20 protein-coding genes and 1 pseudogene are annotated in these 25,198 nt (G+C 67.8%); 14 read left to right on the top strand and 7 right to left on the bottom strand.

Annotated features, from left to right (window positions below):
- Positions 1 to 84: 84 nt before the first annotated feature.
- The 5 genes from QP939_RS04615 to QP939_RS04635 all read right to left on the bottom strand — a co-directional run bounded on the left by QP939_RS04615 (position 85) and on the right by QP939_RS04635 (position 6,777).
- Positions 85 to 1,953 (bottom strand): VirB4 family type IV secretion system protein, encoded by a 1,869-nt coding sequence (locus QP939_RS04615; RefSeq protein WP_434219631.1) that lies wholly within the window; start codon positions 1,951 to 1,953, stop codon positions 85 to 87.
- Entirely contained in the window at positions 1,950 to 3,206 is a 1,257-nt protein-coding gene (locus tag QP939_RS04620) for a PrgI family protein (protein ID WP_285455284.1), read from the bottom strand. The genes QP939_RS04615 and QP939_RS04620 overlap by 4 nt, the downstream gene beginning before the upstream one ends.
- Positions 3,203 to 5,281: a TrbL/VirB6 family protein gene (locus QP939_RS04625; protein WP_285455285.1), complete on the bottom strand. Its 2,079-nt coding sequence runs from the start codon at positions 5,279 to 5,281 to the stop codon at positions 3,203 to 3,205. The genes QP939_RS04620 and QP939_RS04625 overlap by 4 nt, the downstream gene beginning before the upstream one ends.
- Before the next feature lie 3 nt (positions 5,282 to 5,284).
- Positions 5,285 to 5,629 carry a pilin gene (locus tag QP939_RS04630; protein ID WP_285455286.1) on the bottom strand — a complete coding sequence of 115 codons (345 nt, stop codon included), beginning with the start codon at positions 5,627 to 5,629 and terminating at the stop codon, positions 5,285 to 5,287.
- Between the two features lie 158 nt (positions 5,630 to 5,787).
- Complete coding sequence (locus tag QP939_RS04635; RefSeq protein ID WP_285455287.1) at positions 5,788 to 6,777, bottom strand: serine/threonine-protein kinase; 990 nt, start codon at positions 6,775 to 6,777, stop codon at positions 5,788 to 5,790.
- Positions 6,778 to 7,334: 557 nt separating this feature from the next.
- Here QP939_RS04635 and QP939_RS04640 point away from each other — a divergent pair.
- From QP939_RS04640 to QP939_RS04650, 3 genes are read left to right on the top strand one after another with little or no spacing between them, the layout of a single operon-like run.
- Positions 7,335 to 8,336 carry a hypothetical protein gene (locus QP939_RS04640; RefSeq protein ID WP_285455288.1) on the top strand — a complete coding sequence of 334 codons (1,002 nt, stop codon included), beginning with the start codon at positions 7,335 to 7,337 and terminating at the stop codon, positions 8,334 to 8,336.
- Between the two features lie 52 nt (positions 8,337 to 8,388).
- A complete protein-coding gene (locus QP939_RS04645; RefSeq protein WP_285455289.1) occupies positions 8,389 to 9,288 on the top strand; it encodes a DNA methyltransferase in 900 nt (299 codons plus the stop codon).
- A complete protein-coding gene (locus QP939_RS04650; protein WP_285455290.1) occupies positions 9,285 to 10,082 on the top strand; it encodes a recombinase family protein in 798 nt (265 codons plus the stop codon). The genes QP939_RS04645 and QP939_RS04650 overlap by 4 nt, the downstream gene beginning before the upstream one ends.
- Before the next feature lie 182 nt (positions 10,083 to 10,264).
- Here QP939_RS04650 and QP939_RS04655 read toward each other — a convergent pair whose 3' ends face one another.
- Together QP939_RS04655 and QP939_RS04660 are read right to left on the bottom strand one after the other, a co-directional pair.
- Positions 10,265 to 10,975: an adenylyl-sulfate kinase gene (locus QP939_RS04655; RefSeq protein ID WP_285455291.1), complete on the bottom strand. Its 711-nt coding sequence runs from the start codon at positions 10,973 to 10,975 to the stop codon at positions 10,265 to 10,267.
- 27 nt (positions 10,976 to 11,002) lie between these two features.
- On the bottom strand, positions 11,003 to 11,284 hold the full coding sequence (locus tag QP939_RS04660; protein ID WP_285455292.1) for a helix-turn-helix domain-containing protein: 282 nt from the start codon (positions 11,282 to 11,284) through the stop codon (positions 11,003 to 11,005).
- A gap of 983 nt (positions 11,285 to 12,267) precedes the next feature.
- Between QP939_RS04660 and QP939_RS04665 the strand changes: the two genes are divergently transcribed.
- The 11 genes and pseudogenes from QP939_RS04665 to ltrA all read left to right on the top strand — a co-directional run bounded on the left by QP939_RS04665 (position 12,268) and on the right by ltrA (position 25,061).
- A complete protein-coding gene (locus QP939_RS04665; RefSeq protein WP_285455293.1) occupies positions 12,268 to 12,483 on the top strand; it encodes a recombinase family protein in 216 nt (71 codons plus the stop codon).
- Between the two features lie 91 nt (positions 12,484 to 12,574).
- Complete coding sequence (locus QP939_RS04670; protein ID WP_285455294.1) at positions 12,575 to 14,488, top strand: recombinase family protein; 1,914 nt, start codon at positions 12,575 to 12,577, stop codon at positions 14,486 to 14,488.
- 345 nt (positions 14,489 to 14,833) lie between these two features.
- On the top strand, positions 14,834 to 15,994 hold the full coding sequence (locus QP939_RS04675) for an ATP-binding protein (protein WP_285455295.1): 1,161 nt from the start codon (positions 14,834 to 14,836) through the stop codon (positions 15,992 to 15,994).
- A complete protein-coding gene (locus QP939_RS04680) occupies positions 15,991 to 16,752 on the top strand; it encodes a response regulator (RefSeq protein ID WP_285455296.1) in 762 nt (253 codons plus the stop codon). Before QP939_RS04675 ends, QP939_RS04680 begins: the two co-directional genes overlap by 4 nt.
- A 68-nt stretch (positions 16,753 to 16,820) precedes the next feature.
- Entirely contained in the window at positions 16,821 to 17,189 is a 369-nt protein-coding gene (locus tag QP939_RS04685; protein WP_285455297.1) for a hypothetical protein, read from the top strand.
- A 118-nt stretch (positions 17,190 to 17,307) separates the two neighbouring features.
- Positions 17,308 to 17,733 carry a DUF2690 domain-containing protein gene (locus QP939_RS04690; protein ID WP_285455298.1) on the top strand — a complete coding sequence of 142 codons (426 nt, stop codon included), beginning with the start codon at positions 17,308 to 17,310 and terminating at the stop codon, positions 17,731 to 17,733.
- Between the two features lie 34 nt (positions 17,734 to 17,767).
- Positions 17,768 to 20,083 (top strand): glycoside hydrolase domain-containing protein, encoded by a 2,316-nt coding sequence (locus QP939_RS04695; RefSeq protein WP_285455299.1) that lies wholly within the window; start codon positions 17,768 to 17,770, stop codon positions 20,081 to 20,083.
- Between the two features lie 5 nt (positions 20,084 to 20,088).
- Positions 20,089 to 20,766 carry a twin-arginine translocation signal domain-containing protein gene (locus QP939_RS04700; RefSeq protein WP_285455300.1) on the top strand — a complete coding sequence of 226 codons (678 nt, stop codon included), beginning with the start codon at positions 20,089 to 20,091 and terminating at the stop codon, positions 20,764 to 20,766.
- Positions 20,767 to 20,804: 38 nt separating this feature from the next.
- Positions 20,805 to 21,266: a hypothetical protein gene (locus QP939_RS04705; protein WP_285455301.1), complete on the top strand. Its 462-nt coding sequence runs from the start codon at positions 20,805 to 20,807 to the stop codon at positions 21,264 to 21,266.
- Between the two features lie 1,396 nt (positions 21,267 to 22,662).
- Positions 22,663 to 23,032 (top strand): annotated as a pseudogene (locus QP939_RS04710) (hypothetical protein); the annotation flags it as partial.
- Between the two features lie 604 nt (positions 23,033 to 23,636).
- Positions 23,637 to 25,061 carry a group II intron reverse transcriptase/maturase gene (gene ltrA / locus QP939_RS04715; RefSeq protein ID WP_285455302.1) on the top strand — a complete coding sequence of 475 codons (1,425 nt, stop codon included), beginning with the start codon at positions 23,637 to 23,639 and terminating at the stop codon, positions 25,059 to 25,061.
- Positions 25,062 to 25,198 lie beyond the last annotated feature (137 nt).

The following is a 25,198-nucleotide window of genomic DNA, read 5'->3' on the forward strand; positions in this document are numbered from 1 at the left end:
GATGGCGGATTTAGTGCGCCGAAATGCGGAGCGCGATAGCGTCAGGCGGCGGTGTCGAGTTCGATATGCGAAGCGTCATCATCGTCAAACTCGTTTGTGATCCCGGAATTGTCGTCCGCGCCGAGCTTCGACGAAGGACGTCTCGATTCCCGACGAGGTGTCGGAATATTCGGCGAGTTCTGCGGGATTTGAGGTGACCAGGTAGTGCTCGGTGGGTGAGGCGATGGACTGGAAAGCCACCCGCTGGGTGCCGGTCGACAGCAATCCCTGGCCCCGATCCGCGGACAGCAGGAACTGCCGTTCACCCATCGACAGATCGAACGTGCGGGTGATCTCGTCGATCGCCTGCGAGGCTTGCCGCAACAGAATCTGCGTCGCCGCGTTCGCGACCACGGCCTTCCCCAGATCGGAGCCGAGCACATCGGCCGTGTCCTGAGTCGCCACGGTCAAGCCCGCCCACTGCTTCCGGCTCGCCTTGGCCATCCGGAACAGGAACTCCGCACCGGCGGGTTCCTTCATCAACAACCAGGCTTCGTCCACCACGACCAGGCGCGGTTTGCGGATGGCGGGGTTGGAGACCTGCCGCCAGACCGCGTCGAGAGTCAATAGGGTGCCGATCGGTTTGAGCTCGTCGGCGAGGTCGCGCAGCGAGAACACGACCAAGTGCCCCTCGGGGCGAGTTGAGGTTGGTCCGGAGAACGGGCCGGAGAACGCACCGTGGATGTAGGGGTGCAACCGGGCGGCCAGCTCGACTCCCGCTGGGTCACCGGTTTCGCCGAGGACCTCGGCGAGGTCGGCCAGCAGCGGCGCCGGGCGGGTCCAGGTCCGCGGATCTGAAGTAATGCCGACGCGCTGGTAGGTCGCGGTGATGGCCCGGTCCAGTGCCGCCCGCTCGGTCGCTTCGAGCTCGCTGCCCAACAGCACCGAGATCACCGTGTGCAGGAACAGCGACCGGCGGATCAGCGCGTCACGAGGGGCCGTGCGGCGCCCGTCCGGACGGGTGTGGATGGGCAGGTCCATCGGGTTGAGGCGGACCTGTTCGGCGCCGAGGTGCACGTAGGTGCCGCCGACCGCGGCGGCCAGCCGGGCGTACTCGTCCTCGGGGTCGATGACGTGGATCTCGATCCCGCGATACAGGCTGCGCAGCAGCTCCAGCTTGACCAAGTACGACTTGCCCGCGCCGGACCGGCCGAGGATCACCGAGTTGTGGTTGTCCAGCGCGAACCGGTCGTGGTGCACCAGCCCTTGGGAGCCGACGTTGAACCCGTACAGCACGCCGCGCGGTGCGGAGACCGATGCCGGGTCCGGCGGCGGTAGGTCCGGGCTGGTGAATGGGAAGGACGCGGACAGTGCGCTGGTGTCGAAGGTGCGGCGCATGCCGACCAGGTCCAAGCCCATCGGCAGGCTGGTGATCCAGCCCTGCAGGCTGCGGTAGGTGGTGGGCTTGGCGTCGAGCAACAGACTGGCGGCCAGTGACCGGATGGCGGCCACCTCGTCGGTGAGGGCTTCCTCGGTCGGGGCGTGCACCGTCAGGTACAGCCCGAGCCGGTAGAGCTTGCCTTCGCCACGGGCAACTCGCGCCGACAGGTCGTAGGCGTCCTCGGTGGCCGCCTCCACTTGCGGGTCGATCAGCCGGCCCTTCTCGCTGGTGTGCCGCCGCCCGGACTCCAGCTTCGACAGCTGCTTCTTCAACCGGTTCGCCGCAGTCACCGGGTCGATGGGCTCGATGTGCAGCGACACGTCGACCCGCCCCGGATACGTCAGCAGCGGCTGCAGCCAGCCGGGGTGCACCTCGCGGGGATAGCCGGTAATCGCGAAGGAGGCGACCCACTCACCGCCGACCTCCAATGCCCGCGGACGGATCGAGATGGCGTCCGGGGTGAATGCTCCGGCCCGCCCGAGCGGCGGCGGCGCGGCGGGTGCCTTGCGTTCGCGGCGCTTGGACTTCTTCATCGGCGATACCTCCCTCCGACGCGGGCGAAGCGGTCGTAGTCGTCTGGGTCGTCGGTGTCGTCGAACCTGTCATCGAGGCGGTCGTCCCAGGCGTCCTCGGCCTCGTCCGAAACCTGCTCAGCGACGACGGATCGGCCGAACGCGCCGGTGTCCCACTCCTCGTCAGGCGCAGTGGTGATGACCTCGTCCGAGGCGGCCAACCCCGCGGACGGCGGGATCAGGCTGTCGGGGTTGCAGGCAGCGGCCAGCACCGCGGTGGCCTGCCCGGCGTCCAGCGGAGTGACCGTGATCCCCGAGGGAGACAGCAGTTCCACAGCCTCCCCGAGCCGCCGCACCAGGCGCGCCTCGGCGGCCCGTCGGGTGGCCTCGTCGACCACCCCGGCCTGCTTAGCGGCCTTGCGCCGGGCGGTGAGCGCGGCCAAGGGCGACGCGCCGCCGAGCCCGTCGGTCGGTGCGGTGGCGTGCAGCGGTTCGCGCAGGATCAGCAGCACCTGCCGGCGCAGCAGATCGGTGGCGCGGCGGAGCTGGTCGAGGTAGTCCGCGTGCTCCCGCGCGGCCTGTTCCAGCGCGGGGTGCGGCAGCCCGCCGGCCTGCTCGCGCAACTCGGCGATCTGCCCGGACAGGTCCAGCCGCTCGGCGCGGACGAGCACCTGCACCGGCGCGGTCAACGAATGCAGGTAGCGTCCGAACGACGCCACGAGGCTTTCTTGTTCGGCCGGGGTGCGCAGCCCGAAGTTGATGGTCGAGCACACCGCGACCGCGGCGACGCCGTCCTTGCCGAGGTCGATGACGCCGGTGTCGGTGACGCCCTCGGCTGGCAGCCGCAGCGCTGCCGGCGACACTCCAGAGGCAGCGGCTGCCGTCCCTTTCTTCTTCGCGGACGTCTTGGCACCGGTGCTGTCGACGGTGCCGTCGGGGGTGACCTGGTTGGTCAGCCACTCCGGCGCGGGACGGATGCCTTCCGGCGCGGCCACCCGGTGTTGCGGGCTCATTCGCTGCCGCAGCGCCGCGAGCACCAGCCGATCGAGCGTGATCCCGTCGCGCTGGCCCAGCGCCAGGAACGCGGCGGTGACTCCGATCGGGATCGCCACGATGAGGAACACCGCCAGCGGCACCAGCTCGCGCGTGATGGTGTAGGTGCCGTAGAGCACGATCCCGGTCACACCGAGGATGAGCAGTTGCCGCGCGGTCAACGGACCGATGACGCGGTCCTCGCGGTCGACGTCGGCGGGAATCCGGACTGGCTGGCTCATGACGACTTGTCACCTCCTCGGGCAGGCGGGGGCTTGGGCGCGCGGAAGGCGACCGGCGGGACCGACGGCGTGCGGGGACGGGCGTCGCCGAGCCGCGGTTCGGGATGCGCCTGCCGGAACACCGGCGCGCTCGGGACCGGTGCGGACGGCTTCACCGGTTGGGACAGGTGTGCCGGTTCTGAGACCGGTGCTTTGAACTGCAGGTGCGGCGGAACCGAGGCCACTCGGATCGGTCGAGCCGACTGCTGGCTGGCACCGCGGCGCGGTGCACCGGGGGCGCGGAACTGGGGCGCCGCGACCGGGCCGGACGCGCCCCGCGACGACGTCGGTGGTGTGGTCGTGGGGCTAGGGGCAGAGCTGAATTCGGGCATCGTTGGTCCAGGAGTGAATGGGGTGACGGCGGGGTCGTGGGTGGTCTGCTGCGGCGTGGGCTGCAAGAACTGCGGCGCCTGCGATGGCACGCGGGAGCGGCGGGCCGCGCGGGCGCGCTCGGCGTCGTGGGCCTGCTTCAGGCGCTTGCTGACCATCTCCGGCGTGGGCGCCAGCCGCGGCTGAGCCGGCCACGGCGGATCCGCCGCACCGGTACTGCCGCCGCGACCAGAGCCCTTCCCGCCGCCGCGGGCCGCACTCGCTGCGCCGGCCTTACCGAACGCGCCGGCCTTGCCGGCGACCATGCCGAAGGTCTTCGCCGCGATGTAGGCGCGAGCCAGGCCACCCAGGAACGAGCGGCGAGAACTGACCTTGATCGAGCCCAAGAGCCAGAACGGGATCTTGAACAAGATGTAGAACAGCGCGATCGCCGCGACGAGCGTGCCGAGCGCGGACAGGGTGGAGCCGAACAGGTGCACGCCACCCGACAGGAAGGTGCGCACCGCGGTGATCAGCACCAGCGCCTGCGCGACCTGGATGGCGAGCACGGCCGCGATGGCCTTCCACCACCAGCGGGCCAGCGGGTCGGTGTGCGGCAAGGCGTGGCACATCAGGAACAGCGGCCCGCTGATGATCAGGATCAGGGTGATGACGATCCGGACCACGTAGACGATCAGCAGGCCCAGACCGACCACGACGAGCACGAGGCCGACCAGGATGATGAACAGCCCGCCGGACTGGATGCCCTGCACGGCGTCCTTGAGCGTGTTGCCCAGCGAGGGCGGGTTCACCCCGCCGCCGAGCACCCCCAGCGTCAGTGCGTTGGCCAGTTGGATGAACTTGTCGGCGAAGAACAGCGACAGGGCCGAGGCCAGGAACGCGACCGGGATCCGCGGTCCGATCTCCTTGATCGAGTACCGGGCCTGGATGCTCTCGTGGCTCATCACCACGATGCCGCCGATGAGGACGAACAGGCCGTAGGCGGCGACCACGAGCTCCCAGGAGTTGTTCCACAACTCACCGATCCCCGGCAGGGAATCGATGGTGGGCGTGGACAGCGCGGTGTGGCCGAGCAGGTCGAGGATCGGCGAGAGCGCGGCGTTGACCAGATCCCGGAACACCGAGTTGATGGCCTTGGCGATGCAGCCGCCGATGTTGGTAATGCCGCAGTCCGGGTCGCCGTTGTTGCCACCGGTGCCGGGCCGCTGTGGCCCGGTGCCGGGCGGGGGCGTGGTCGGCTGCGGGATGCAGTCCGGGGGACGCGGCTGACCCGGCGGGATGTTCGAGCACGTGCTCGGCGCGCTCGTGGCGGTCGACGGCCCCGGCGGCGTCGGCTGTCCCGGCGTCGTCGACGGGAAGCAGTACGGCAGCGGGTTGCGCTTGCACGCCTCGGGGACCGAGCTCGTCGGCGCTGGCGGGTTCGGGGCCGGCGCGCACGGGATCGGACGTGGCTCGGGTCCGGCGCATGGGTCGGGTTTTGGTGTGGTCGGTTGCGCGGCGGCGCTGACCGCGAACGCACCGAGCAGGAGCACGATCAGGCTCAGCGCCAGCATCCAGCCCGCGCGCCGACGCCGCCGCGCGGCCCGGTCGGCGCTGGCGCCGGTGACCGGGGAGAGCATCACCCGGTCCGCGGTCGCAGCGGTCTCGACCGGGCCGCCGGACGGGCGGTACGGACGCACCGTGGGCGGGGCGCTGGCGGCGGCCATCGCTCAGGCCCCCACGATCCCTTTGAGGATCTCCACGACCAGCGGCGCCAACGCGGCGAGGCCGTAGCCCCACCCCGCGGACTTGAACGCGGTCTTGGCTTTCTCGACCTCGCCGGGGTCGCCGCCGCCCATCACGTAGCGGACGCCACCGATGCTCAGGAACACCGTCGCGAGGCCCGCGAGGATCCCCATGATCCAGTTGCGGACGTTGTTCAGCACGGTGGTCACCGAGTCCGCGAGCGCGAGCACGACGGTGTCGGCATGGGCGGACGAGGCGGTCAGCACGAGCGCCAGCGCGGCGAGCTCGACGACCAACAGCACGCGCGTGGACCGGCGCGCACGCCTCATCCGAGCGCGATCGTTCGGCCGAGTGATCGGATGAGTTATCGGCCGACGGTGGGTGGATTCCGACGAGGCGTTCGGCGTCGCGGCGTCGACCGCGGACGTTGGATAGCTGTCGGGTCGGGTGCATCGAGGCCGCACCGTGGCGGCCGGGAGACGATCGATCAGGCGCATTGGGGCACCTCCAGAGATCGGGCGGAACGCGGGTGTCCCCCGCAGCCCTGAACTCCGGATTTCGGGTCCGTTTTGGACACGGACCCGCGAACTTTTTGCGCCGTATCGACCACAGCGGTGGACACGGACAGTGATTCCCGCGACGTGTTGCCGACTGGGGCGAGTGGCCGCGCCAACGCCAGCGAGGTGGCCACCTGGTCGGTCAGTGGGTCGGTTCCGTCGCCCGCGGATGCGCTGTCGCAAAGGTCGTCACGCAGGTATGCGGCCAGGCGTAGTTCGGCGCGCTTACGCGCCTTGTAGACCGCCCACTCGCCGGTCTGGTGCTGGGCCGCCCAGTCAGCGACGGGCACCTCTTCCAACCGGGTCGCCCCGATCAGCTCGGCCTCGGTCTGGGTCAGGACTCCGTCCGCAACCGCGCGTGCGAGGACCAGATCCGGATGGCCCCACGGCGGGTGCGGCGGAGTGGAGCGGAAGCCCGGCGCGACCGGAGTCGGACCCGACAGCGCCTCGGCCAGCGCGTCGTAACCGGACCGGTAAGCCGCCCACCGCAGCCGCAGCATGATGCGCGGCCGGCGCAGGTCGACGGTCGACAACGCGGCCAGGAAGCCGCGCAACACCTCGGCGTGGACGTCGGCCGGATCACCGGCGAAGCGGTCCGACAGCGTGGCCGCGACGGAGGTCAACGCGGGCAGCGCGACCCCGACCGCGGCGACCGTCCACGTCGCTCCCTCGGTACGCGAGCGCAGCACCAGGTGCGCCCACACCGCGTCGCGCGTGGCCTGCGGACAGCGGCGGGCCAGCAGCCGGTCCCGAACCTCATCCAACGGCACATACCGGTTCGGCAGTCCCGGAAAGAGCCGGCCGTTCAGCGACACCGGATGCGGCCCGGTAACCAGCCAGGTAAAGGCGTCCCGCGCGATATCCAACGAGTTCGAAACAGCCTCGTCGCCGGCAGGACGAAAAACGGATTGTGCGGCCATGACGTGACTCCCATGGCGTCGATGCGAACAACAACGACGCCAGGAAGCCACGGGCGCTACTACGGAAATACTACGTCGTTACTAGATCACTACTAGAAAATTGCGGAGCGGGCTACTACGTCACTACTACGTCACCCTGTCGACCACCCCACTTCAAGATCGACAAAGGGTCTCGGTGAGCCGTGGAGGATGATCGCCTCTAGTAGCCTCTGAACTGCGGTTCTAGTAGTGACCTAGTAGTGACGTAGTAGCCACGAGCCCCGGTGTAACCACCCCTGCGGTGAGCCGCTCCAAGATCACCTTAGACTCACCTAAAAGATCTTGAAAAATTTGCCGATGCGTGGTCCAGAACAGCGCGTCGAGCCTCGCGCGCCCGCGTTACACCGGCTTTCACAACTGGCCGAGACAGTGTATTAGAGGCAGCGCACAACGCAGTGCTCGGTAACCGATCAGAAACGTGTGAACAAATCTGCCGAGAGCGTGTCCAAAAGCGGGTCGAAAAACGGAGTTCAGGGGTGTCAAACGCTCAGCACCCAACCCGCTGGAGGAGGCGCACGATGTCCCCGACGCACGACTCCGACTCGCCTGATGGCCACCCGCCGGAGCACAACCAGTCCGACCCCACCATCCCTATTCCGCTGCCGCCGACCCCGCGGACCGGGCGCCTGCGGACCCTGCGGCTCGCGTTGCGCCACCCGCGCCCGAGCCGCCCGAGCACCGTCTGGCCGTGCGCCCAAGACGAACCCCGAGAGGGCACCGGCCAGATCGCCAGCTGGCTGCTGACCGCGGTCGTCAAGATCGTCACCACCTACACCCAGCCCGGCCACCGCGTCCTCCTGCTCGCCCCCGCACCGTTCGCTCCCGCAGCGACCGCACGCATGTCAACGGGGGTGCACAATCGGACGGCGCCCGGCCCGTACGCCGGCCTGCTCGAAGCCGCTTGGACCGTGGTCCGACTCGGCCGCGGCATCCAGACCCAGACCGCCGGCCCGCCCCTCGACACCATCGACGGGGGCACCCAACGGCCCGCCGTCGACCCGAGGTCGGAGTCCGAGTCCGGACCGCGACCGCACCCGGTCGGTCCGGACTCCGACGACCACTCTGGGCCGTCTGTCGCCAGTCGTCCCGACCCGAACCGCACGCCGACCGCGCCGGGTCCGGACCGCTTCGACTTGGTCCTCACGGCGGCGGAACCGCGCACACTCGACTGGCTCCAGCCGACCGCCTGGGCCGCGCTCCTCACCCCGACCGGCACCCTCGCGGTCATCACGCACAGTGACCGCTCCCGAGGTCGGCTCGGTGACCCCGCCGGTCCGTTGGTGACCGCCGCGCACCATGCCGGACTGCGCTACCACGACCGCATCGCGCTGCTGCGCGTCCCGATCCGCAACAGCGAACTCGCCCTCGGCGCGACCGCCTCGTACGGCCCGTTTCGGCCACCGCAGGGGCCGGCGGCAACCGCCGTCCGGCACACCCAGGTGCACGACGACCTCTTCGTATTCACCGGCCGGCCCGCCACCACCACTGCCGCCCAGAGGGAGGAGAGCTCCGATGTCTGACCGTCCCAGCGGGCCATGGCCGCTCCCCCTACCGCCGGGGGAGGAGCCACCGGTGCCGCCGCCCTCGGTCTGGCCGACCGGCCAGCGCGAGCTGTCCGTGCAACTGCGCGAGGCCGGTTGCGTGTCCGGCACCGAGACCGATCCGCACCTGATCCCGCCTGCGGTCGCCGCCCACGCGATCGTCACCTACACCCACCCCGGCGAGCTCGTCTTGGACCCCGCCTGCGGGGCCGGCACCGTGTTGGTCGAGGCGCTCCGCGCGGGCCGGCACGCTCTCGGTCTCACCCCGCACCAGCGGTGGTGGGCGCTCGCTCGTGCCAACGTCACCGCCGCCAAGGCGGCAGGCGCATGGCGTGATGGGTCGGTCCTCGACGCCCATCCGAAGGTGCTTGTCGGCATCCGCGCCGCCGGCCTTGTCGGCCGGGTCGGACTTGTCCTGACCGCGCTGCGCACCCCGGCTGACGCTTCGACGAGCAGTCCGGACCGCGACCCGGACACCGAACTCGACACGGCGCTCGCGGACCTCGCCGCGACGATGTCCTACTGCGAACCGCTGCTGCGCTCCGGCGGGCATCTCGTCGTTGTCGCCCGGCCCCGGCGCCACCCGGACGGCGCGCTGGTGGACCTGCCCACCCGGCTCATCACCGCCGCCGCGTCCGCCGGTCTCGCGCCCGTCGAACGGTGCATCGCCCTGACAGCCGCGCTGCGTGGCAGCCGCCTTGTCACCCGCGCGTCGTTCTCTGAACGCAGGGCCGTCGCTCGCGCACAGGGCGCTCCGGTCGCGCTCACCGCGCACCATGAGGTGCTCGTCTTCCAACTCGAACACGACGCCGAACTCTCCGCCGCAGCCGGCACGGCATGGCCCGGCCACACGGTCCTCGTGCCGCGGCAGCGCACCCGCCGCAGCAACAACGGCATCGCCTACGACCCGGACGGGAGGCGAGCCGCATGACGACCCGCCTGTACTGCCGCGAGTGCGGCTGGCACCCCGTGTTCCGGCGCAAGCGCACCGCGCTGCGCGCTGCCGCCCGCCACGAGTGCGCCACCACACCGGTGGCCCACACCACGCCGCGGCGATGGTCCTGGTCCCGCCTGTGGACATACCTGTGCGGCGTCTCGCCAGCCGCCCAAGAGAACGTCACGACCGATGCGCCGGAGACCGACAGCGCCACCGAGTTCGTCGACGCCCACGGCAACCGCATTCAGTGGGCGGTGCTCGCCGCGCACCACGCCGAGACCACCCGCCGGGCCCGCCAGGCGATCGTCGAGATCGTCCGCGCCGGCTACCAGATCGGGCCCACGCCCTACGGCTATCGAGCCCTGCGCGTCCGCGTCACCAACCCGACCGGGCACAGCAAGCTGCGGGCCGTTCTGGTTCCGGACTGGCAGACCGCCGCAGTCGTCAAGCAGATCTTCGCCTGGCGCGTCGACCACGGCCTTGGCTTCGCCACCATCGCGTCGCGGCTCAATAGCAACCTGCGCCAGTACCCGCCGCCGGTCCAAGCCGGACGGTGGACCGCCAAGGCCGTTCGGCGCATCGTCACCAACGTCAAGTACACCGGCCGTCAGGTCTGGGCTCGCACCACTGCCGGTCGCCCCGTTCCGGTCGAGCAGTGGGTCACCTCCGCACCGCACGTGCACGAACCGCTAGTCGACGAACGCACCTTCTACCGCGCCCAACCCAGAGCCCACGACGACCCGCGCGGTGCGGCGGAACTGGACGACTCACCACCGAGCGCGGCATGACTGCCCGCTGGCAGGCGCACTCCATCGCCGCGGCGACGGAGGTCACCAGCACCTGTTGGCACGCGGTCTCGATCGCGACCGTGCTCTGTCCCGCCGGGGCATGGTTCGTCGAGTTCTCCGTCGTTGAGGACCTCCGGCGGGAGGCCAGTGTCGCTGGACGGGATTCGTGTCGAATGTCCCGGCTACGCCGGGCGGAGCAGGGTCAGAACGCGCTCAGCGGTCTGCGCCGGTGTCAACTCGGCGGTGTTCAGCCACGCGCCCTCGTCGGCGAGTTCGGTGCGCATCTGTGCATCGAGATGGCCGAACACATGCGCCACGCTCTTGCCACCACGCGTCCGATCGCGCTCGACGCTGACCGAGATTGGTGGAGCCAAGACGACAAGTGTCAACGGTCGCGGCGCCAGGCTGGCACGAAGCGTGTCAATGCTGTGTCGATCCGGCACCGCGCCGTCCATGATCACAGTGAAGTCGTTGTCGTGGAAGTTCGCGGCCAGAGCCGCCGCGTTGCGCAGACCAAGCTGGATCTGGTTCGGGTCACCCAAATCCAGGCCACTCACCACGAAGTGGTTCAGAACCACATCAATGTCCAGGTGCACGCCTCGCGCGAACCTGCGTGCCACGATCCGCGCCACCGTCGACTTACCCGCACCGACCGGGCCGGACAGCAGCACGATCGTGTTGAGTCGCCCGCTCAGTGGCCCGGCCGCGCTGCCGGCTGCTACCTCGGCGTCGGCCCGTACGCCACGTTCTCGCTGCGCGACGCCGGTCGGCACGACCAACCCGCAGCCGCAAGGGCACGCTGTCTCCGCAAGATCCGTCGTGGGTGTGGGCTCAGCAGGCTGACGGTTCACGACCGGCAGTATGCCGAAACCGATTCTGGCGACGCCGTTCATGGAGAGCCGTCAGCATCGCGGGCATCGTCAGTGATCGCCCGGCGGATCGACTTCGTCCTGCTCGTCGGCAAGCGAGACATCCTGCGGGGTGTCGATCCCGAACAGTTCGTTCGGCGTGCACCGCAGCGTCGTGCACAGCGCCTGCAAGGTCGCCACCTTCACCTGGACCGGCTGCTTCTTCATCAGGTCGGACACCGCCTGGAGGGACAACTCGAACCCGGCGCGTCGGATGAGGAGCTCGCGCAGTTCCGTCGCGGCCCAGACGTCGCGGGAGGCCATGACCTTCCGCAGCCGCCACTCGATCTGCACCTGCTGCCATCCCCGTACTCGTCGCTCCGAGGCGCTCCGCGCCATCACCAACCGACGCTCAGTGTCCCCGACTGGCCGCAGAAGCGGCCCGCCGCATGTCCCGGCGTGTTCAGCAGACGACCATCTAGACAAGCAACACTTGATACTTCTGCCTGACACTTGGCCTACTAAAGTGTTACTTTAGTTGGATGGCAGACCTAAGTACGGCTCAACAGAGAGGAGGTGCCTCGGCACCCATCACCTTCAACGCCATGCCGACGCGAAACCGTTCGCGGTCCGCGCCGGTAGCGATCTTCTGGACTCGCGTCGACGAGGTGATCCAGCACGAGTTCGGCAGGGCTCACGGTTCTGCCGAACGGCAAGAGTCCAGCACGGCCACGAGCGCCGGCCCCGCACAGGTGCACTCGGGGAGCAGAGGCCCGTTGGTCGTGACAGCTTCGGCGTTCCCAGCTCATTCAACGCACGTCATGGTGCGTGCCCGCATCGCCGCAAACCCACCTTCGCGCGGACCGGCGAGCGCAGGTGTCCACGGCTGGGAAGTGCCCGCTGTGTCGACGGTTTCCCTGTCGCCGACCAGCACGCCCGCGACCGTCCCCTGGCGAACAGGGACCTCGCGGAGCCGGGCGGGAGGTGCGCCATGCGCCACCCACACCACACCCCAGAACCAGGCGAGCCCGACGACCCGATCCCACTTCGGCCACCCACCGAGCCGTCGAGCGCTGCCCGTCGACGGCGGGCAGCGGACGACAGGTGGGAGGTCGAACGGATCGAGACCGCACCCATGACGCCCGAGCAATACGAGACCGCCGTGTCGACGCTCGCCACCTTGATCACGCAGTGGCTGCGCGACACCCGAGATCAGACCGACGACCAGGCGGCCTGAGCCCTTCACCAAACCGGCGGCCGTCCACCCGAACTTGAGATACCGCAAGGAGCTGACCATGTGGCGATCCGCAACCACGCGACGCACCAAGAAGGCTGCGATGAGCACGGCCGGCGGCGCCGTCCGCGTCTGTACCTACATCCGGTGCGCCACCGATGAACCTCACCCTCACTCGATCGATGCCCAAGCCGCCACCATCCGCGCCTTCATCGCGACCCGGCAGGGCTGGCACCTGATCGAACCCCTCGATGACACCGCGACCGTCGGCACCACTCAGACCGACTCGGCTCCGGCCATCGCGAACGCACCCGCGTGACGGGAGCGCACCCACCCATCCCAGGCGCGTGAGCGATCGCTACGCGCCGCTTCAGAACGTCAGAAACGGAAATGCTGCAAGGAGTTGAGCCATGGCGCGATCCGCAACCGCGCAGCGCACCAAGAAAGCCGCGATGACCACGCTGGGCGAGGACGTGCGGGTCGGCATCTACGTCCGTCGCTCAACCGATGACGAACACCAGCCCTACTCGATAGAGGCCCAAGACACCCGCCTGGCCGCCTACATCAACTCCCAACCCGGCTGGCGCCTGGTCAAACGGTTCCCCGACGACGCCTCGGGCGCCAGCATCGACAAGCGGCCCGGCCTGGCCAAGGCGATGGCCGCGGCCCGAGCCGGGCTGATCGACGTTCTGCTCGTCTACCGAGTCGACCGGTTCTCCCGCAACCTGCGCGACATGGTCACCCTGCTCGACGAGCTGGACCAGGCCGGCGTCGTGTTCCGCTCGGCCACCGAGCCGTTCGACACCTCCACCCCGATGGGGCGGATGCTGGTGCAGATGCTCGGCATGTTCGCCCAGTTCGAGCGCGACACCATCATCGACCGGGTCATCGCCGGGATGGAGCGCAAGGCCGCCAAGGGCAAGTGGAAGGGCGGACGCCGCCCCTTCGGCTACACCGTCAACAAGGAAACCCACCAACTCGTCCCGCACAAGGAAGAGTCCGCGATCGTCCGGCTGATCTTCGACCTCTACATTCACGACCGCCTCGGCGGCAAGGTCATCGCCCGCGTCCTCAACGACCGTGGACACCGCACCACCACCGGCGGCCGATGGTCGGCCTACCAAGTACTGCGCGTCCTAGCCAACCGCGTCTACATCGGCGAACTGAGCTTCCGCGACATCGTCACCACCGACTGCCACAAGGCAATCGTCGACCTGGACGACTTCGAGAAGGCCCAGCAGATCCTGGCCGCCCGCGGTGACGACTACAGCCACCGCGCCGCCAACGGCTCCGACTACCAACTCACCGGCAAGATGCGCTGCCCGAAGTGCAACAAGGCCATGATCGGTACCCGCGCCCACGGCAAGACCAAGATCTACCGCTACTACACCTGCTTCAACAGGTCTCGCTACGACACCGACAAGTGCGACGCCACCCGCATCAACGCTGACGCCATCGAACCCGCGGTGCTCGACGCGCTCAGCTGCTTCTACCGCGACCACTACCGCCTCATCGCCGACGCGGTCATCCGCGCCCAGGCTCAGCACCTCGCCGGAGAAGACAACCAGCGCGCCGAACTCGCCGCCGTCGAAGCCGAACTCACCAAGACCAACCAAGCCATCGACCGCTACCTCAACGCCTTCGAGAACGGAACCCTGGAGGAAGAAGACCTCGCCACTCGACTCGCCACGCTCAAGACCAAGACCAAGCAGCTCCGCACCCGCCGCGACGAGCTTTTCGACCAGCTCACCGACGTCCCGCAGCCACTCCCGAAGGAAGCGCTCGCCGAGGTCGCCGACCACATCGCCGAGATCATCGCCAGCGGCACCGACAAGCAGCGGAAGGCCCTCATCGAGAACCTCATCGCCGAGATCAAGATCACCGCGGCCGACCGCATCATCCCGATCTTCCGCATCCCCCAACCACGAGCGGAGGACGCCACCCTCAACACCGCAGAGGCCCCAACCGGGACGAAACCCCAGGTCAGGGCCTCCAAGGAAGGAGTTCGTGCAATGACTAATTTGGTGGAGCTAAGGGGACTCGAACCCCTGACCCCCTCACTGCCAGATGCGCAAGGCCTTCTGACCTGCGGTTTTGGTGAATCCGCAGGTCGGCTGGGGCAGTCTGGGGCAGTTGAACGGACTTCAGCGCGGTTGAGTGCGGTTCTGGACGGGGCTTTGCCCCAGCTGTGCCCCAGTGAAATTAGTGAGAGGACTGGCCGCATTCGTCTCGAACGGCTGTGCGGCTGCACGCGGCCCGGGGGGCTGAAGCCAGCCGAGTCGCACCAAGTCGAGCGGCACTGCGCAGCCGGAGCCTCGCAATGAGCAGGGGCGTCAGTCGCTTGGCAGGCCCAGCGAGTTTTTTAGGCGGAGTAGATGGGGTGGATCGCCGAGCAGGGCGGCGTCTTCGGCAGGCCAATGGCGCGACCAGCAACTGCCGTCAACGCGCAGGGCCCTAGGGCGTAACACGGCGTGGTTTGCTGGCGACTGTTCGTGCGAGTAGGGGCGTGCTGCGGGAGGGGGCTGCGTTCGACTTTGTGGAGAAGACGTCCAGCATGCACTCGGCAGAGCTGGACTTTTGTCCCCTAGCCCCGTCGTGCGTCGGTGAGATACCTCTTGAGTAACAAGACTTTGCGATCGGGCAAGGCCGGTCGGCGTGGAGGGCGCTTGATGAGGGAATCGTCCGAGGCGGGGCACAACACAGTCTTGCGCGCGCGGACCACTTACAAGTTGATCAGGCCGTTCGAAGCGATGGCCCTGCTGTTGCAGGCGACCAACTTGGCGACGTCGGCTATCAACGACCGGTACCGTCCTGCCGGCGTCCCCATCCTCCTCGCCCTGGCGGCCGGGCACCTGGTCCTGGCCGCGGTCGTCGTCCGCCACCGAGGTCCGCTGACCCGCGGGCACGCGTGGACGGGGGTTTGGATCGCCGAAATGTTTGTCATGCAGCTGGTCGTCGCGACCCTGCTGCTCCCCGGCGACTTCGCCGGATACGGCTATGGCGTCCAGGTGGGGAACTTCTCCTTGATCCCGCTAGCTGTCCTCGCGTTCTACCCGTGGGGAGGCTTCCGTAACCGACGGCGGCGATGGGTGATCGAAGCGGGCCTCATCGCGGCGATCATCATCCACCCTCTGCTGATCGTCGGGATCATGAACGCCTGGCAGCTGACTGGAGCCCAGGTCAAGAGCGTCGGGCAGTACGCGGTCTGGGCCGTGGTCTGGTACCTGGTAGGCAAAGGCCTTGCCAAGCTGTGCCGCATCGCCGTCGCCGTTCAGTCGGAAGCTCTGGTGCACAGCTACGAGGCAGCTCTGGGTGACCTGCACACGCACGTGGAGATCGCTGTTCGCAGCATCGCTGCCGGGGAGAACGCCGACGACGCCGCACAGAAGCTGCGTGACGTCGTCTACACCCGCAGGCGACAGCTGCTGCTCGAAGATCCGCAGGTCGGTGCCGTCGACATCTTCAAAAACGCAATCCGCCTGTTCGGCGAACGCCTCACCTTGCTCAGCTCGCCGCGCCTCGGCGGTCTCACCTTGCCGAACGACCGGGCGATGGTGCTCGAACGCGGCTTGGTCGACTTGTTGAAGAACGCCGTCGACCACGGCGGTGGCGCAGTCCGCCTCGGCTTCGACCTCAAGGACGAACTCATGGTTTTGACGGTCAGTGACACCGGACCCGGTCTGACGGCGGACGACTTCGCCGCGCCGGGTAGCACGATGCACCGCATCTCCGGCGAGGTCCGGCCGCTGGGCGGTTCGCTCGTTCTCGCGAACTCCGGTGACGCCGGGACGACGGTGCAGCTGACCCTGCCCTTGCGAGGAGACCGGTGAGCGACGTGCGGATCCTGATCGTCGAAGACCTCGGGGTCGCGGCTGACATGGCGGCCCAGACGCTCAAACAGGCCGGCCCGTACACAGTCGAAACCGCACACGCCCCGGGCCAGGCGATCGAGATTCTTGCCGCCGGCCGATTCGACGTGGTCGTCGCCGACATGCTGTTCCGCCCGGACTCCGACGAGTTCGAAACGCGTCGTCGGCGTGGCCTGGTCACCCTCGACGACGATCGGCTGCACCTGAGTGGCTTGGCCGTCCTTGACGCCGTATCCCAGCGTGGTGTCCGAACCCGACCGGTCCTGTGGAGCAGCGGAGAGGCCAACCGGCGACTGCACATGATCTTCGCGCACGAAGTCCTCGGCTGCCGGGTGCTGTGCTCGAAAGAAGCGATCGCGGACCTGCCGCACGCGGTCGCCTCGGCGATCTCGGGACAGGACTACATCCACCCCGTGCTGGAGATGTACCTGACACCAGGTTTCGCAAAACCCCTGCGCGAAACGCTTCTCGCCTCGTCGTCGCGGCTGCTCGTCTGGCGGGCGATGGCCCTCGGCCAGCACCAGCACAAGATGATCGCGAAGACGGCCGGCGTACAGCCGAACACCATCAAGAAACGCATGGACGAGATGCGCAAGGTACTGCTCGAGTTCGACCCCGGCTGCGTCGCAGACGGTTCACCCAGCGCAGAACTCATCCGGTACGCCAGCCAGAACTGGGAATTCTTCCTCGACGAAACCGTGCGGGCAAGGTTCCCGTGAACCCCGCGGACGGCCATTCGCCCCGAAGACCAGCGCCTGCCGACTTCTGGCTTTCCTATGGACTCTTGGTGGCTCTGGTCGTCGCCTGGGTGGCGTTGGCGTTCACTCTGCCGCGGGCCGTCCCCCGGACGCTCACAGTCGACATCACCTGTCGATCGGGCAACAGCGTGGTCGGGGTCTGGATCGAGGCTACGGCCGGCGGTTCCGGTTGGGCCTCAGCCGGCGTCCAGGGAACGGCGAAAGCCGCGCGGTACACGTTCTCGCACGGTTTCGGCGGTGACTACCAGGTGAGAGCCGGATGCGGGGGAACCGCGGACAACTGGGCCGTGCGCACCGCATCCGACACCCGGGGCGACCTTTACCGAAGGCTCGACTGCGACGACACCAGGTACCTGCCGCCGGACCCCGCCGTCTGCACCGACGTCCCGGCGGGCTGACCAGCCCCGGGTACCTATGTCCCCTGGTGCCGCTACCCCGCGACTGGAAATATCGAATCTGCGCTCCCGGCACGTCGGATCCGCGAATCCACGTATTTCGTCGAAAGGTTCCCACGTCATGAAATCGAAGATTTCCGGCATTGTGCTCGCGACTTTGGCTGGTGCGGCTCTTTTCGTCGCGCCATCGGTCGAGGCTTCCGCTTCGACGCAGTCCGTCGGCTGCTACGGGGACTACTGTTCCGGCCAGGACCCGATGGCCATGAACTGCGCGGCGGACGCCTACACTGTCGCCTCCGCCGGTGTTTACGGCACCTACGGGCAGCAATACGTCGAAATCCGCTGGTCGCCCACATGCAAGACCAACTGGGCCCGAGCCAATTTTCCCACCGGGAACATCAAAGCCGTTCAGGAAACCGGATATACCGCCGGGTACGGCGACTCGAATGGCTCGGTCTCCTGGTCTCGGATGATCTATTCGCCGGTCCTGCGCGTCAAAGCGGTCATCTGGGGCGCCTGGGGCGTGACGGAAACAGCCTACGTCTGAGCCGGATCGGCACCACGAATCATGAGGGGGAAACATGGACCAAAAGGTTCTCAACGCTCAACAGTGGGTCAACGCCACCTACCACGCGGTGCCCGGATACCAGCCGTGCACGGAAAACGGGGTCACCGGGTGGGCGACGATGTTCTCGCTCACCCACGCCCTGCAGCACGAACTGGGCATAACCACGTTGTCGACCAACTTCGGCCCCACCACCTTGTCGTTGTTGCAGCAGCGTGGCGACGTCCGGCCGGGCTACGGAAACTCCAACATCATCCGGATTCTCCAGCACGGTCTGTTCTGCAAAGGCTACTGGGGTGGCGACACACTCGGCGTCTACGACAGCAGCACCCTCAATGCAGTCAGCGACCTCAAGGGTGACGCCGGCCTGGATCCCTCCAACAGTTTCACCCAGCCGAAGGTCTTCAAAGCCATCCTAACGATGGACGCCTACGTCCTGCTACCTGGAGGCAGCCAAGAAGTCCGGGACATCCAGCAGTGGCTAAACCGCCGCTACTGGACCAAGGCGTCCTCTTTCATCATCCCCAGCGAGGGGTTCTACTCCCGCGACGTTCAGACAGCCCTGATGAGGGCACTCCAGTACGAGTTCGGCGTGCCCGAAGACCAGGCGACCGGGAACTTCGGCCCAACGACCCAGAACGGGCTGCGGGCACACCAGCTCTCCTCCGGCTCGACGGGCGTTTTCGTCCAACTCTTCAGCGCGGCCTGCGTGTTCAACGGGGCGGTTCCCAGCGGCGACGGGCCGGTGCGCACTGCGTTCAAGGCCACGTTCGACACCCTGCTCGGCGACTACGTCCGCGCGTTCCAGAGCTTCTCCGCGCTGGCCGTCACCGGCCGCGGCGACTACCAGACGTGGGCACAGCTGCTGATCTCCTGCGGCGACCCCGATCGGCCGGTCGCGGCGTGCGACACCCGTTTCCACATCACGCCGTCCCGGGCACAGGCCATGCGGGCGGCGGGGTACGCGACCGTCGGCCGCTACCTCGACGAAGATCCGGACAGCACCCTGGATAAGGAGATCCAGCCGGGCGAGCTCGACGTCATCTTCGACGGCGGTCTGCGCGTCGTCCCGATCTCGCAATACGGCGCCCGTGACCTCGGCGACTTCACCTACAGCCAGGGCTTTCAGCACGCGCAACGCGCGCACGACCGCGCCGCCGGCTATGGGTTCAACCCCGGCGTCGTCATCTACTTCGCGGTCGACTACGACGCCATGGACGAGGAGATCACCAGCAACATCGTGCCCTACTTTCACGGTGTGCAGGCGGGACTGGCGAGCAAGGGGAAGCGGTATATCGCCGGGGTCTACGGATCACGCAACGTATGTTCTCGCGTGACCGACGAAGCGTACGCCGCATACTCGTTCGTTTCGGGTATGTCGTGGGGATTCTCCGGCAACCTCGGCTTCCCGATGCCGGCGAACTGGTCGTTCACCCAGATCAAGGAGTTCCAGTTCTCGGCGGGCGGCGACGTCTTCGACCTGGACCGCGACGCGCAGCGCCCCGGCGCCGACGGCGGCGCCGGCCGGAGCGACGTCGGCGGGGCGATGTCCCCTGTCGAGTGGTACCTGCGCTACATCGATCAGTTGTACGCCACCGCGCAGGCGTACGGCAGCAGCGACCCGAGCTTGCGGGTCATGGAGTTTCTCCGGTTCCCGACGTACGTCGACACCTACAACCAGGGCTGGAAGGTGCTGATCGGTGACGTTGACCGCGCGTGGATCGACTACGCCCAGCAGCACGGGCCGCAGCGGATGACGACCTTCCGAGATCCGTTCTACGGGATCGCGGTCGACGTCGACCACTTCGGCGCGGCGGCCAACTCGATCTACCTCAAGGATGCCGGCGGCGCCGATTCCGTGACGCGAGGGGACTTCGGCGGCTGGGGCGGCGACCTCTGCACGTTTTACCGCGAGTGGCAGTCCAGCGATCCCCGCTACTCGTCCGGGGAGGCGTTCTGCCGGGACCGGCTCGCAAAGATCACCGTCCCGTCGACGTTCGCCTTGGACGACTTGATCGATGACGTCGACGGATACCTGATTGGCATGGCCGTCCGCGGCGGCACACCAATCAACCAGGCCATGCGCGCCCACTACGGCGGCGGGCACCTGACAAGATTCGGCAGCTTCTTCAGCAGGCGCCACAACGGCCGGATCGCCGACGTCGAATCAGCGGCTCGATCGCTACTGCTGGCCGACAGCGATCTCGTCGTCGCCGGTTTCCGCGCCGGTCTGATCGGGTTGAGCTGCCCGCAACCGTCGGACATTCCCCGCGACGACCTGGACTCCTTCATCAGCGGCTACGCGAAACTCATCAGCGGACTGGCGGGGTGAACACGATGAACAGATCCGTGAACAGAAGACGGTTCCTGGCCGGGCTCGCCGTCGCCGGCGGCAGCGCCCTCATCCGGCCGGCGGGGTTCGCCGCCGCGCAGCCCACGCAGGCCGGAAGCTGGAACGCGCCGGTTTCCCGCAACGGCTGGCCGGTTGTCCCGCCGGGTGCGGTGCGCCGACGCCGGATCGAGGGCTCGATGGCCGACGTCGAGCTGCTCGACGGGGACGCCACGGATCTCCTCGTCCACGTCGCGCGGCGATTCCACTACGAGGTCCGTCCTCTGACCCCGGGTGACGTCACCGGTTATCGCGCCGATCGGGGTGGCGTCACGCCGCTGGAGTCGGACTACCTGTCGGGTACTGCGATAGCGCTGCACCCTCAGCACTACCCGCTGGGAGTTTCGGGCGGGTTTCTCCCGGCCGAGGTCGCGGTCATCCGGGACATCCTCGCCGAGTGCGGCGGTGCGGTCCGCTGGGGCGGCGACGATCCCCGGACCCCAAAGGAGAGCCACTTCGCGCTGGACAGCCCGCCGCGCGACCCGGTCGTGGGCCGGGCTGCCGGGATGGTCCGTGCGTGGCGGACGGCGCCCGGACAAGGCGCCGGGACGTCGCCGGACCCGTTCGACGCGGCCCGGCGGGGCCGTGCGTGTGCGCTCGAGAGTCGGCAACGGCACAGCAGATGAACTTCCGGATCACCGCACACCAAGCTGGAGGAGGACACATGAAGGGCTCGAAACTCCTGGTCACGAGGATGCTGATCGGCGCACTGATGCTCGCCGGGCTGTCCGTGGTCGGCCCGCAGACTGCCCAGGCGGCATCCTGTTACGGACCGTCGTGCGCTGGGCAGAGCGCGTCGGCGACCGGGTGCAGCCAGGGCGCTCGGTACCTGGGTACCTGGCGGGCGTGGGGCACGAACGGCGATGTCGCGGCCTACGTCGAGGTGTACCACTCCGACGCCTGCGGTTCTGCCTGGCTGCTGGTCGCCGTGCCGTTCAACGCCTACCTCGGCACCGTGAGCACGATCTGGAACCCCGGGAAGGCCTCGCAGCCGGCGCGGCCCGGCGCCGGTGCCTGGGCGCCGTCCCCGATGGTTGACGACCGCCCGGGCGTGCAGACCTGCTTCGGTACTCAGGTGTACCGGTACGGCGCCTGGTTCCAGTGGCAGCAGCACGCCTGTTACTAAGGCGTCCCACGCTTCAGCGTCGTCAACCGCCAGGACACTTCCGGGCGATCGGTCAGGCGGTACCGCTCTTCGGGGTGGTGTATGGGCGAGAACTTCGACCCGATACCCGCAGATGAGCGGCGCTTCGGTCACATCTACTTCCATGTCCGGCCGGCGATGCCCTGGGTGACTCGTGTGACCGAGGTGCTCGCGCCGGCCCACCTCGCGCAATGGGTACGCGAACACCTGCCCGGCCGCGCAGCGTACTCGAGAACGTTGGAGGAGATGCACGACCGGCAGGTGCCGCATGCCGACGGGCTCATGGTCACGTCCGTCTTGATGTCCGAAAAGGTCCGAAGACGCCGAGGTCTCCGCCCAAGCATCTCCTGCTGGAGGATGACGGTGGTCTCCGCGTCACCAGTTGTCAGGGCACTCGTGACTCGTCGGAGACCGCGCAGGCGTGCTTCTCTCCGCGCTACCACCTCGAACTCGCCAACCAGCTCGTCAGCATGGCAGCGGCACTGCTGAAAACCCATGCTGGCTACGTCGGAGCCTGGGACGTAGGCGTGCACGTCACCGGGCTTGAGGGCTGCCCGTCGACCGTGGCCATGCAGGCTGACTTCCGGGTCTCCGGCACCGCGTTCCAGGCCCCATCTGCACCAGCGTGATCGAAGCTAGCGCCGAGGAGATGCTCGAGCGAACATCCGCCGTCGCCGAACGGCTCTACAGCCGCTTCACTCGTGGACTCGGCCTCGATAACTCTTCTTCCCTTACGCCGAGTTCGGAGACATCGGGCGCAAGCCGGCCCGTTAACCGGAGGGTTCTTGGTTCGAGTCCAAGCGGGGGAGCAAAGCCCAGGTCAACGACCTGGGCTTTTTGCTACCCCTGAGTAGGGGCGATTTAGTGTCTATCTTGACGATCGCCCAAACATGCCCGCCCGCCGCGGCGTCGCTGCCCGGCCAGCCGGTCTCCGACAGATGGCGGGCTTCGGCTGCGCGCGGCGGCAAGTCGGGCTGCCCACTGCTTGCCCCGGCACCGTCCGCTGACCCCAGCGGCGCGGTGACGGCGCGTCGGCTGCACTGTCCGGCTGCCGGCCCGCATTCAGATTCTGCGCGGCCTCTCGGCGCCGGCGAAGGCGAAGGTGTGGGCTCGAGCCTCTTCGGGGGCATGTGCAGCATCCTCACGAGGCCACAACCCTCTTGAGCTGCGGCTTCCACCACCGTCTGGATCGCTCGGCGCCGTCGCCAGGGTAGTGATCCCCGATGATCTTGCACGATTCGAGCGCCCAGGGGTGGCGCAGGTTGGGGCCTTCGGTAGGACAACCAAAGGATGGGAACGGGCCTGACCAGGGGCTTTACCTCGGCACGTTGGCGGTCGAAGCAAGCTTCGAGCTTCCGGACCTCGGTGGAGGCCGATCATGAGCGCCAACTCGCAGGCGGCTGCTCGGTTCGTCACGGTCACGATGGGCCTGGTCGTCGGGCTCACCTTCCTGTTCGGGTTCGGGAACGTGTTTAACCTGGCGTTGAAGCTGCAGGTACCGGTGTTCGTGGCGCCCCCGTCGCGCCGGCCGTTGACCTGACTGTGCTTGGGCTGCTGGTCGGTACGCGGCATCTGGCCTGTCCCGAGCAAGCGGCGACGTGTTGCGGCCAGCACGCCGCCTGCTGATAGCGGCGAGCGTGGTAACCCTGTTGTTGAACGTTGCCGACTCGGTATTCGCTGGTCAGTGGGGTAAGGCTGCGTTCGACTCGGTCGGCCCACTCCTGCTGATCGGGTGGGCCGAGGTGGGGGTGCGCCACGAGGCGTTGTTTGACCGAGTGGAGGTGGAAGGACTCCATCCGCTGCCTGTCGTAGCAGGTGGCGTGAAGCTGGGGGCAGTCTGAGCCTGGAGGTGCGGGTGAGGGCGGCAAGCAGCCCCGACAAAGCCGGGACGGGCCGGTACTGCCAGACGGTCCGGGTCCGGCGAGCGAGACGGAAAGGTATACGTGCAGGAACCAGCGAGTAACGCCTCTCAAGCGGCCCACCAGCTCAAATCTGGCGGATATGGGCTGGCTTGCGGTGCGCACCCCGGGTGCTGCCTGGGGAACTCCCGACCCGGTCTACCTATGATCGGAGGGAGGCTGCGGGGAAGGTCTACGGCGTACCCGCGGCGATGCCGCAGGGGCAGGAGCTGGGTGCCTATTCCGTCGATCGGTCAGGCAGTGAACGTGGGAACCACCGCGTGTCGCTCCCGGACCCGGCCGGCCAGGTCGGGACCGGGATAGGCGCATCGTCCGCCGAAGGCGCGTGGTGGGGCGGAGGCTCCGTAGTAGTCCGAGGACGGGAAAGCCGTCTGCATGGCGAAGGGGGCCAGCAAGCCAGCAGTACGGATGCTGGAATGCCAGGAGGTCGTTGGTGAACACCGACGCGCTGGAGGCCGCGTTCTTCGACGCGGAACGCCGGGTACTGGAGATCCAGGCCAAGCTGCACCGTTGGGCGGTCGATGATCCTCATCGCCGGTTCGACGATCTGTACAACCTCGTGGCCGATCCCGCGTTCCTTCTGGTGGCGTGGTTTCGGGTGCGGAGCAACAAGGGCGCCAGGACCGCTGGTGTGGACGGGATGACCGCCCACGCTGTGCGATTGTGGCAGCAGGATTGCGTTCTGCTGGAACAGGTACGCGCCGAGTTGAAGGCGCGTGAGTTCCGTCCGATGCCCGTGCGGGCGGTGGATATCCCGAAGACGAAAGGGAAAGTTCGTCGGCTGGGGATTCCGACCGTGCGGGACAGGGTCGTGCAAGCGGTCCTGAAGCTGGTGCTGGAGCCGATCTTCGAGGCGGACTTTCGCTCGTGTTCCTACGGGTTCCGCCCGAATCGTCGTGCTCAGGACGCGGTGACCGAGACGTGGCATCTGGCGTCCAACTCGTATGAGTGGATTGTCGAGGGTGACATCGAGGCATGTTTCGATCGGATCGACCACACGGCCCTGATGGACCGGGTGCGTCACCGGATCGCGGACAAACGCGTCCTGTCCCTGATCAAGGCGTTCCTGAAAGCCGGGATCCTCGGCAAGGATGGCCAGATCTGGAGCGGCGACACCGGCACTCCGCAGGGCGGCATCCTCTCGCCGCTGCTGGCCAATGTGGCGCTGTCGGTGCTGGACGAGCATTTCGACCAGTACACGATCAGCACCGTGGAGCGAGCGAAACGGCGTCGGCACGGACTCGCCAATTACCGGCTTGTCCGGTACGCGGACGACTTCGTGATCATGGTGTCCGGCAACCGGGCACAGGCCGAAGCGCTCCTTCCTGAGGTGGCGGAGGTGCTCGCGCCGATGGGTCTACGGCTGTCGGCCGAGAAGACGATGATCACCCACATCGACGAGGGGCTGGACTTCCTCGGATGGCGCATCCGGCGTCACCGCAAGAGGGGGACAGTCGCGCGCTACGTCTACACCTATCCGTCGAAGAAAGCGCTCCGCGCGATCATGACGAAGGTGAAGGTGGCGTGCTTGCAGAACGTGAACGAATCGCTGGCAGACCTGCTGCACCGGCTGAATCCGATGCTGCGGGGCTGGACGGCCTACTTCCGGCCCGGAGTGTCCAATGTGACCTTCGAGTACCTGCGTTCCTATGTTTGGCGCCGGGTAATGCGATGGATCCGCAAGAAACACCGCCGGATTAACTGGGAGAAGCTGCGACGCCGCTACTGCACCGTGTCCAACGACCGGTGGTGGCCCGCAGACGGCGACGTGATCCTGTTCAACCCAGCGTCGGTGAGCACTACCCGTTACCGATACCGGGGAACGAAGATCCCGTCGCCGTGGCCCGCCGGGGCGTGAGATCGCATCGTCACGCGCGGTTTGTGGAGCGCCGGATGCGTTGAGAGGCGCATGTCCGGTGCGGGAGGCGGCTCGGGGAAACGGACTGGCCGTGAGGCCAGCACCGCGCCCCGAGTCGACCTCACCCGGGCCTCGTT

Origin of the sequence: Amycolatopsis nalaikhensis (genome assembly GCF_030264295.1) — a bacterium.
Classification (GTDB): domain Bacteria; phylum Actinomycetota; class Actinomycetes; order Mycobacteriales; family Pseudonocardiaceae; genus Amycolatopsis; species Amycolatopsis nalaikhensis.

What these genes read in the sequence shown, in the direction of transcription:
- QP939_RS04640 (WP_285455288.1), top strand. Translation starts at nt 7,335, where the DNA reads ATGTCCCCGACGCACGACTCCGACTCGCCTGATGGCCACCCGCCGGAG.
- QP939_RS04615 (WP_434219631.1), bottom strand. Translation starts at nt 1,953, where the DNA reads ATGAAGAAGTCCAAGCGCCGCGAACGCAAGGCACCCGCCGCGCCGCCG.
- QP939_RS04635 (WP_285455287.1), bottom strand. Translation starts at nt 6,777, where the DNA reads ATGGCCGCACAATCCGTTTTTCGTCCTGCCGGCGACGAGGCTGTTTCG.
- QP939_RS04695 (WP_285455299.1), top strand. Translation starts at nt 17,768, where the DNA reads ATGGACCAAAAGGTTCTCAACGCTCAACAGTGGGTCAACGCCACCTAC.
- QP939_RS04625 (WP_285455285.1), bottom strand. Translation starts at nt 5,281, where the DNA reads ATGGCCGCCGCCAGCGCCCCGCCCACGGTGCGTCCGTACCGCCCGTCC.
- QP939_RS04630 (WP_285455286.1), bottom strand. Translation starts at nt 5,629, where the DNA reads ATGAGGCGTGCGCGCCGGTCCACGCGCGTGCTGTTGGTCGTCGAGCTC.
- QP939_RS04700 (WP_285455300.1), top strand. Translation starts at nt 20,089, where the DNA reads ATGAACAGATCCGTGAACAGAAGACGGTTCCTGGCCGGGCTCGCCGTC.
- QP939_RS04690 (WP_285455298.1), top strand. Translation starts at nt 17,308, where the DNA reads ATGAAATCGAAGATTTCCGGCATTGTGCTCGCGACTTTGGCTGGTGCG.
- QP939_RS04650 (WP_285455290.1), top strand. Translation starts at nt 9,285, where the DNA reads ATGACGACCCGCCTGTACTGCCGCGAGTGCGGCTGGCACCCCGTGTTC.
- QP939_RS04705 (WP_285455301.1), top strand. Translation starts at nt 20,805, where the DNA reads ATGAAGGGCTCGAAACTCCTGGTCACGAGGATGCTGATCGGCGCACTG.
- QP939_RS04670 (WP_285455294.1), top strand. Translation starts at nt 12,575, where the DNA reads ATGGCGCGATCCGCAACCGCGCAGCGCACCAAGAAAGCCGCGATGACC.
- QP939_RS04620 (WP_285455284.1), bottom strand. Translation starts at nt 3,206, where the DNA reads ATGAGCCAGCCAGTCCGGATTCCCGCCGACGTCGACCGCGAGGACCGC.
- QP939_RS04665 (WP_285455293.1), top strand. Translation starts at nt 12,268, where the DNA reads ATGAGCACGGCCGGCGGCGCCGTCCGCGTCTGTACCTACATCCGGTGC.
- QP939_RS04675 (WP_285455295.1), top strand. Translation starts at nt 14,834, where the DNA reads ATGAGGGAATCGTCCGAGGCGGGGCACAACACAGTCTTGCGCGCGCGG.
- QP939_RS04655 (WP_285455291.1), bottom strand. Translation starts at nt 10,975, where the DNA reads ATGAACGGCGTCGCCAGAATCGGTTTCGGCATACTGCCGGTCGTGAAC.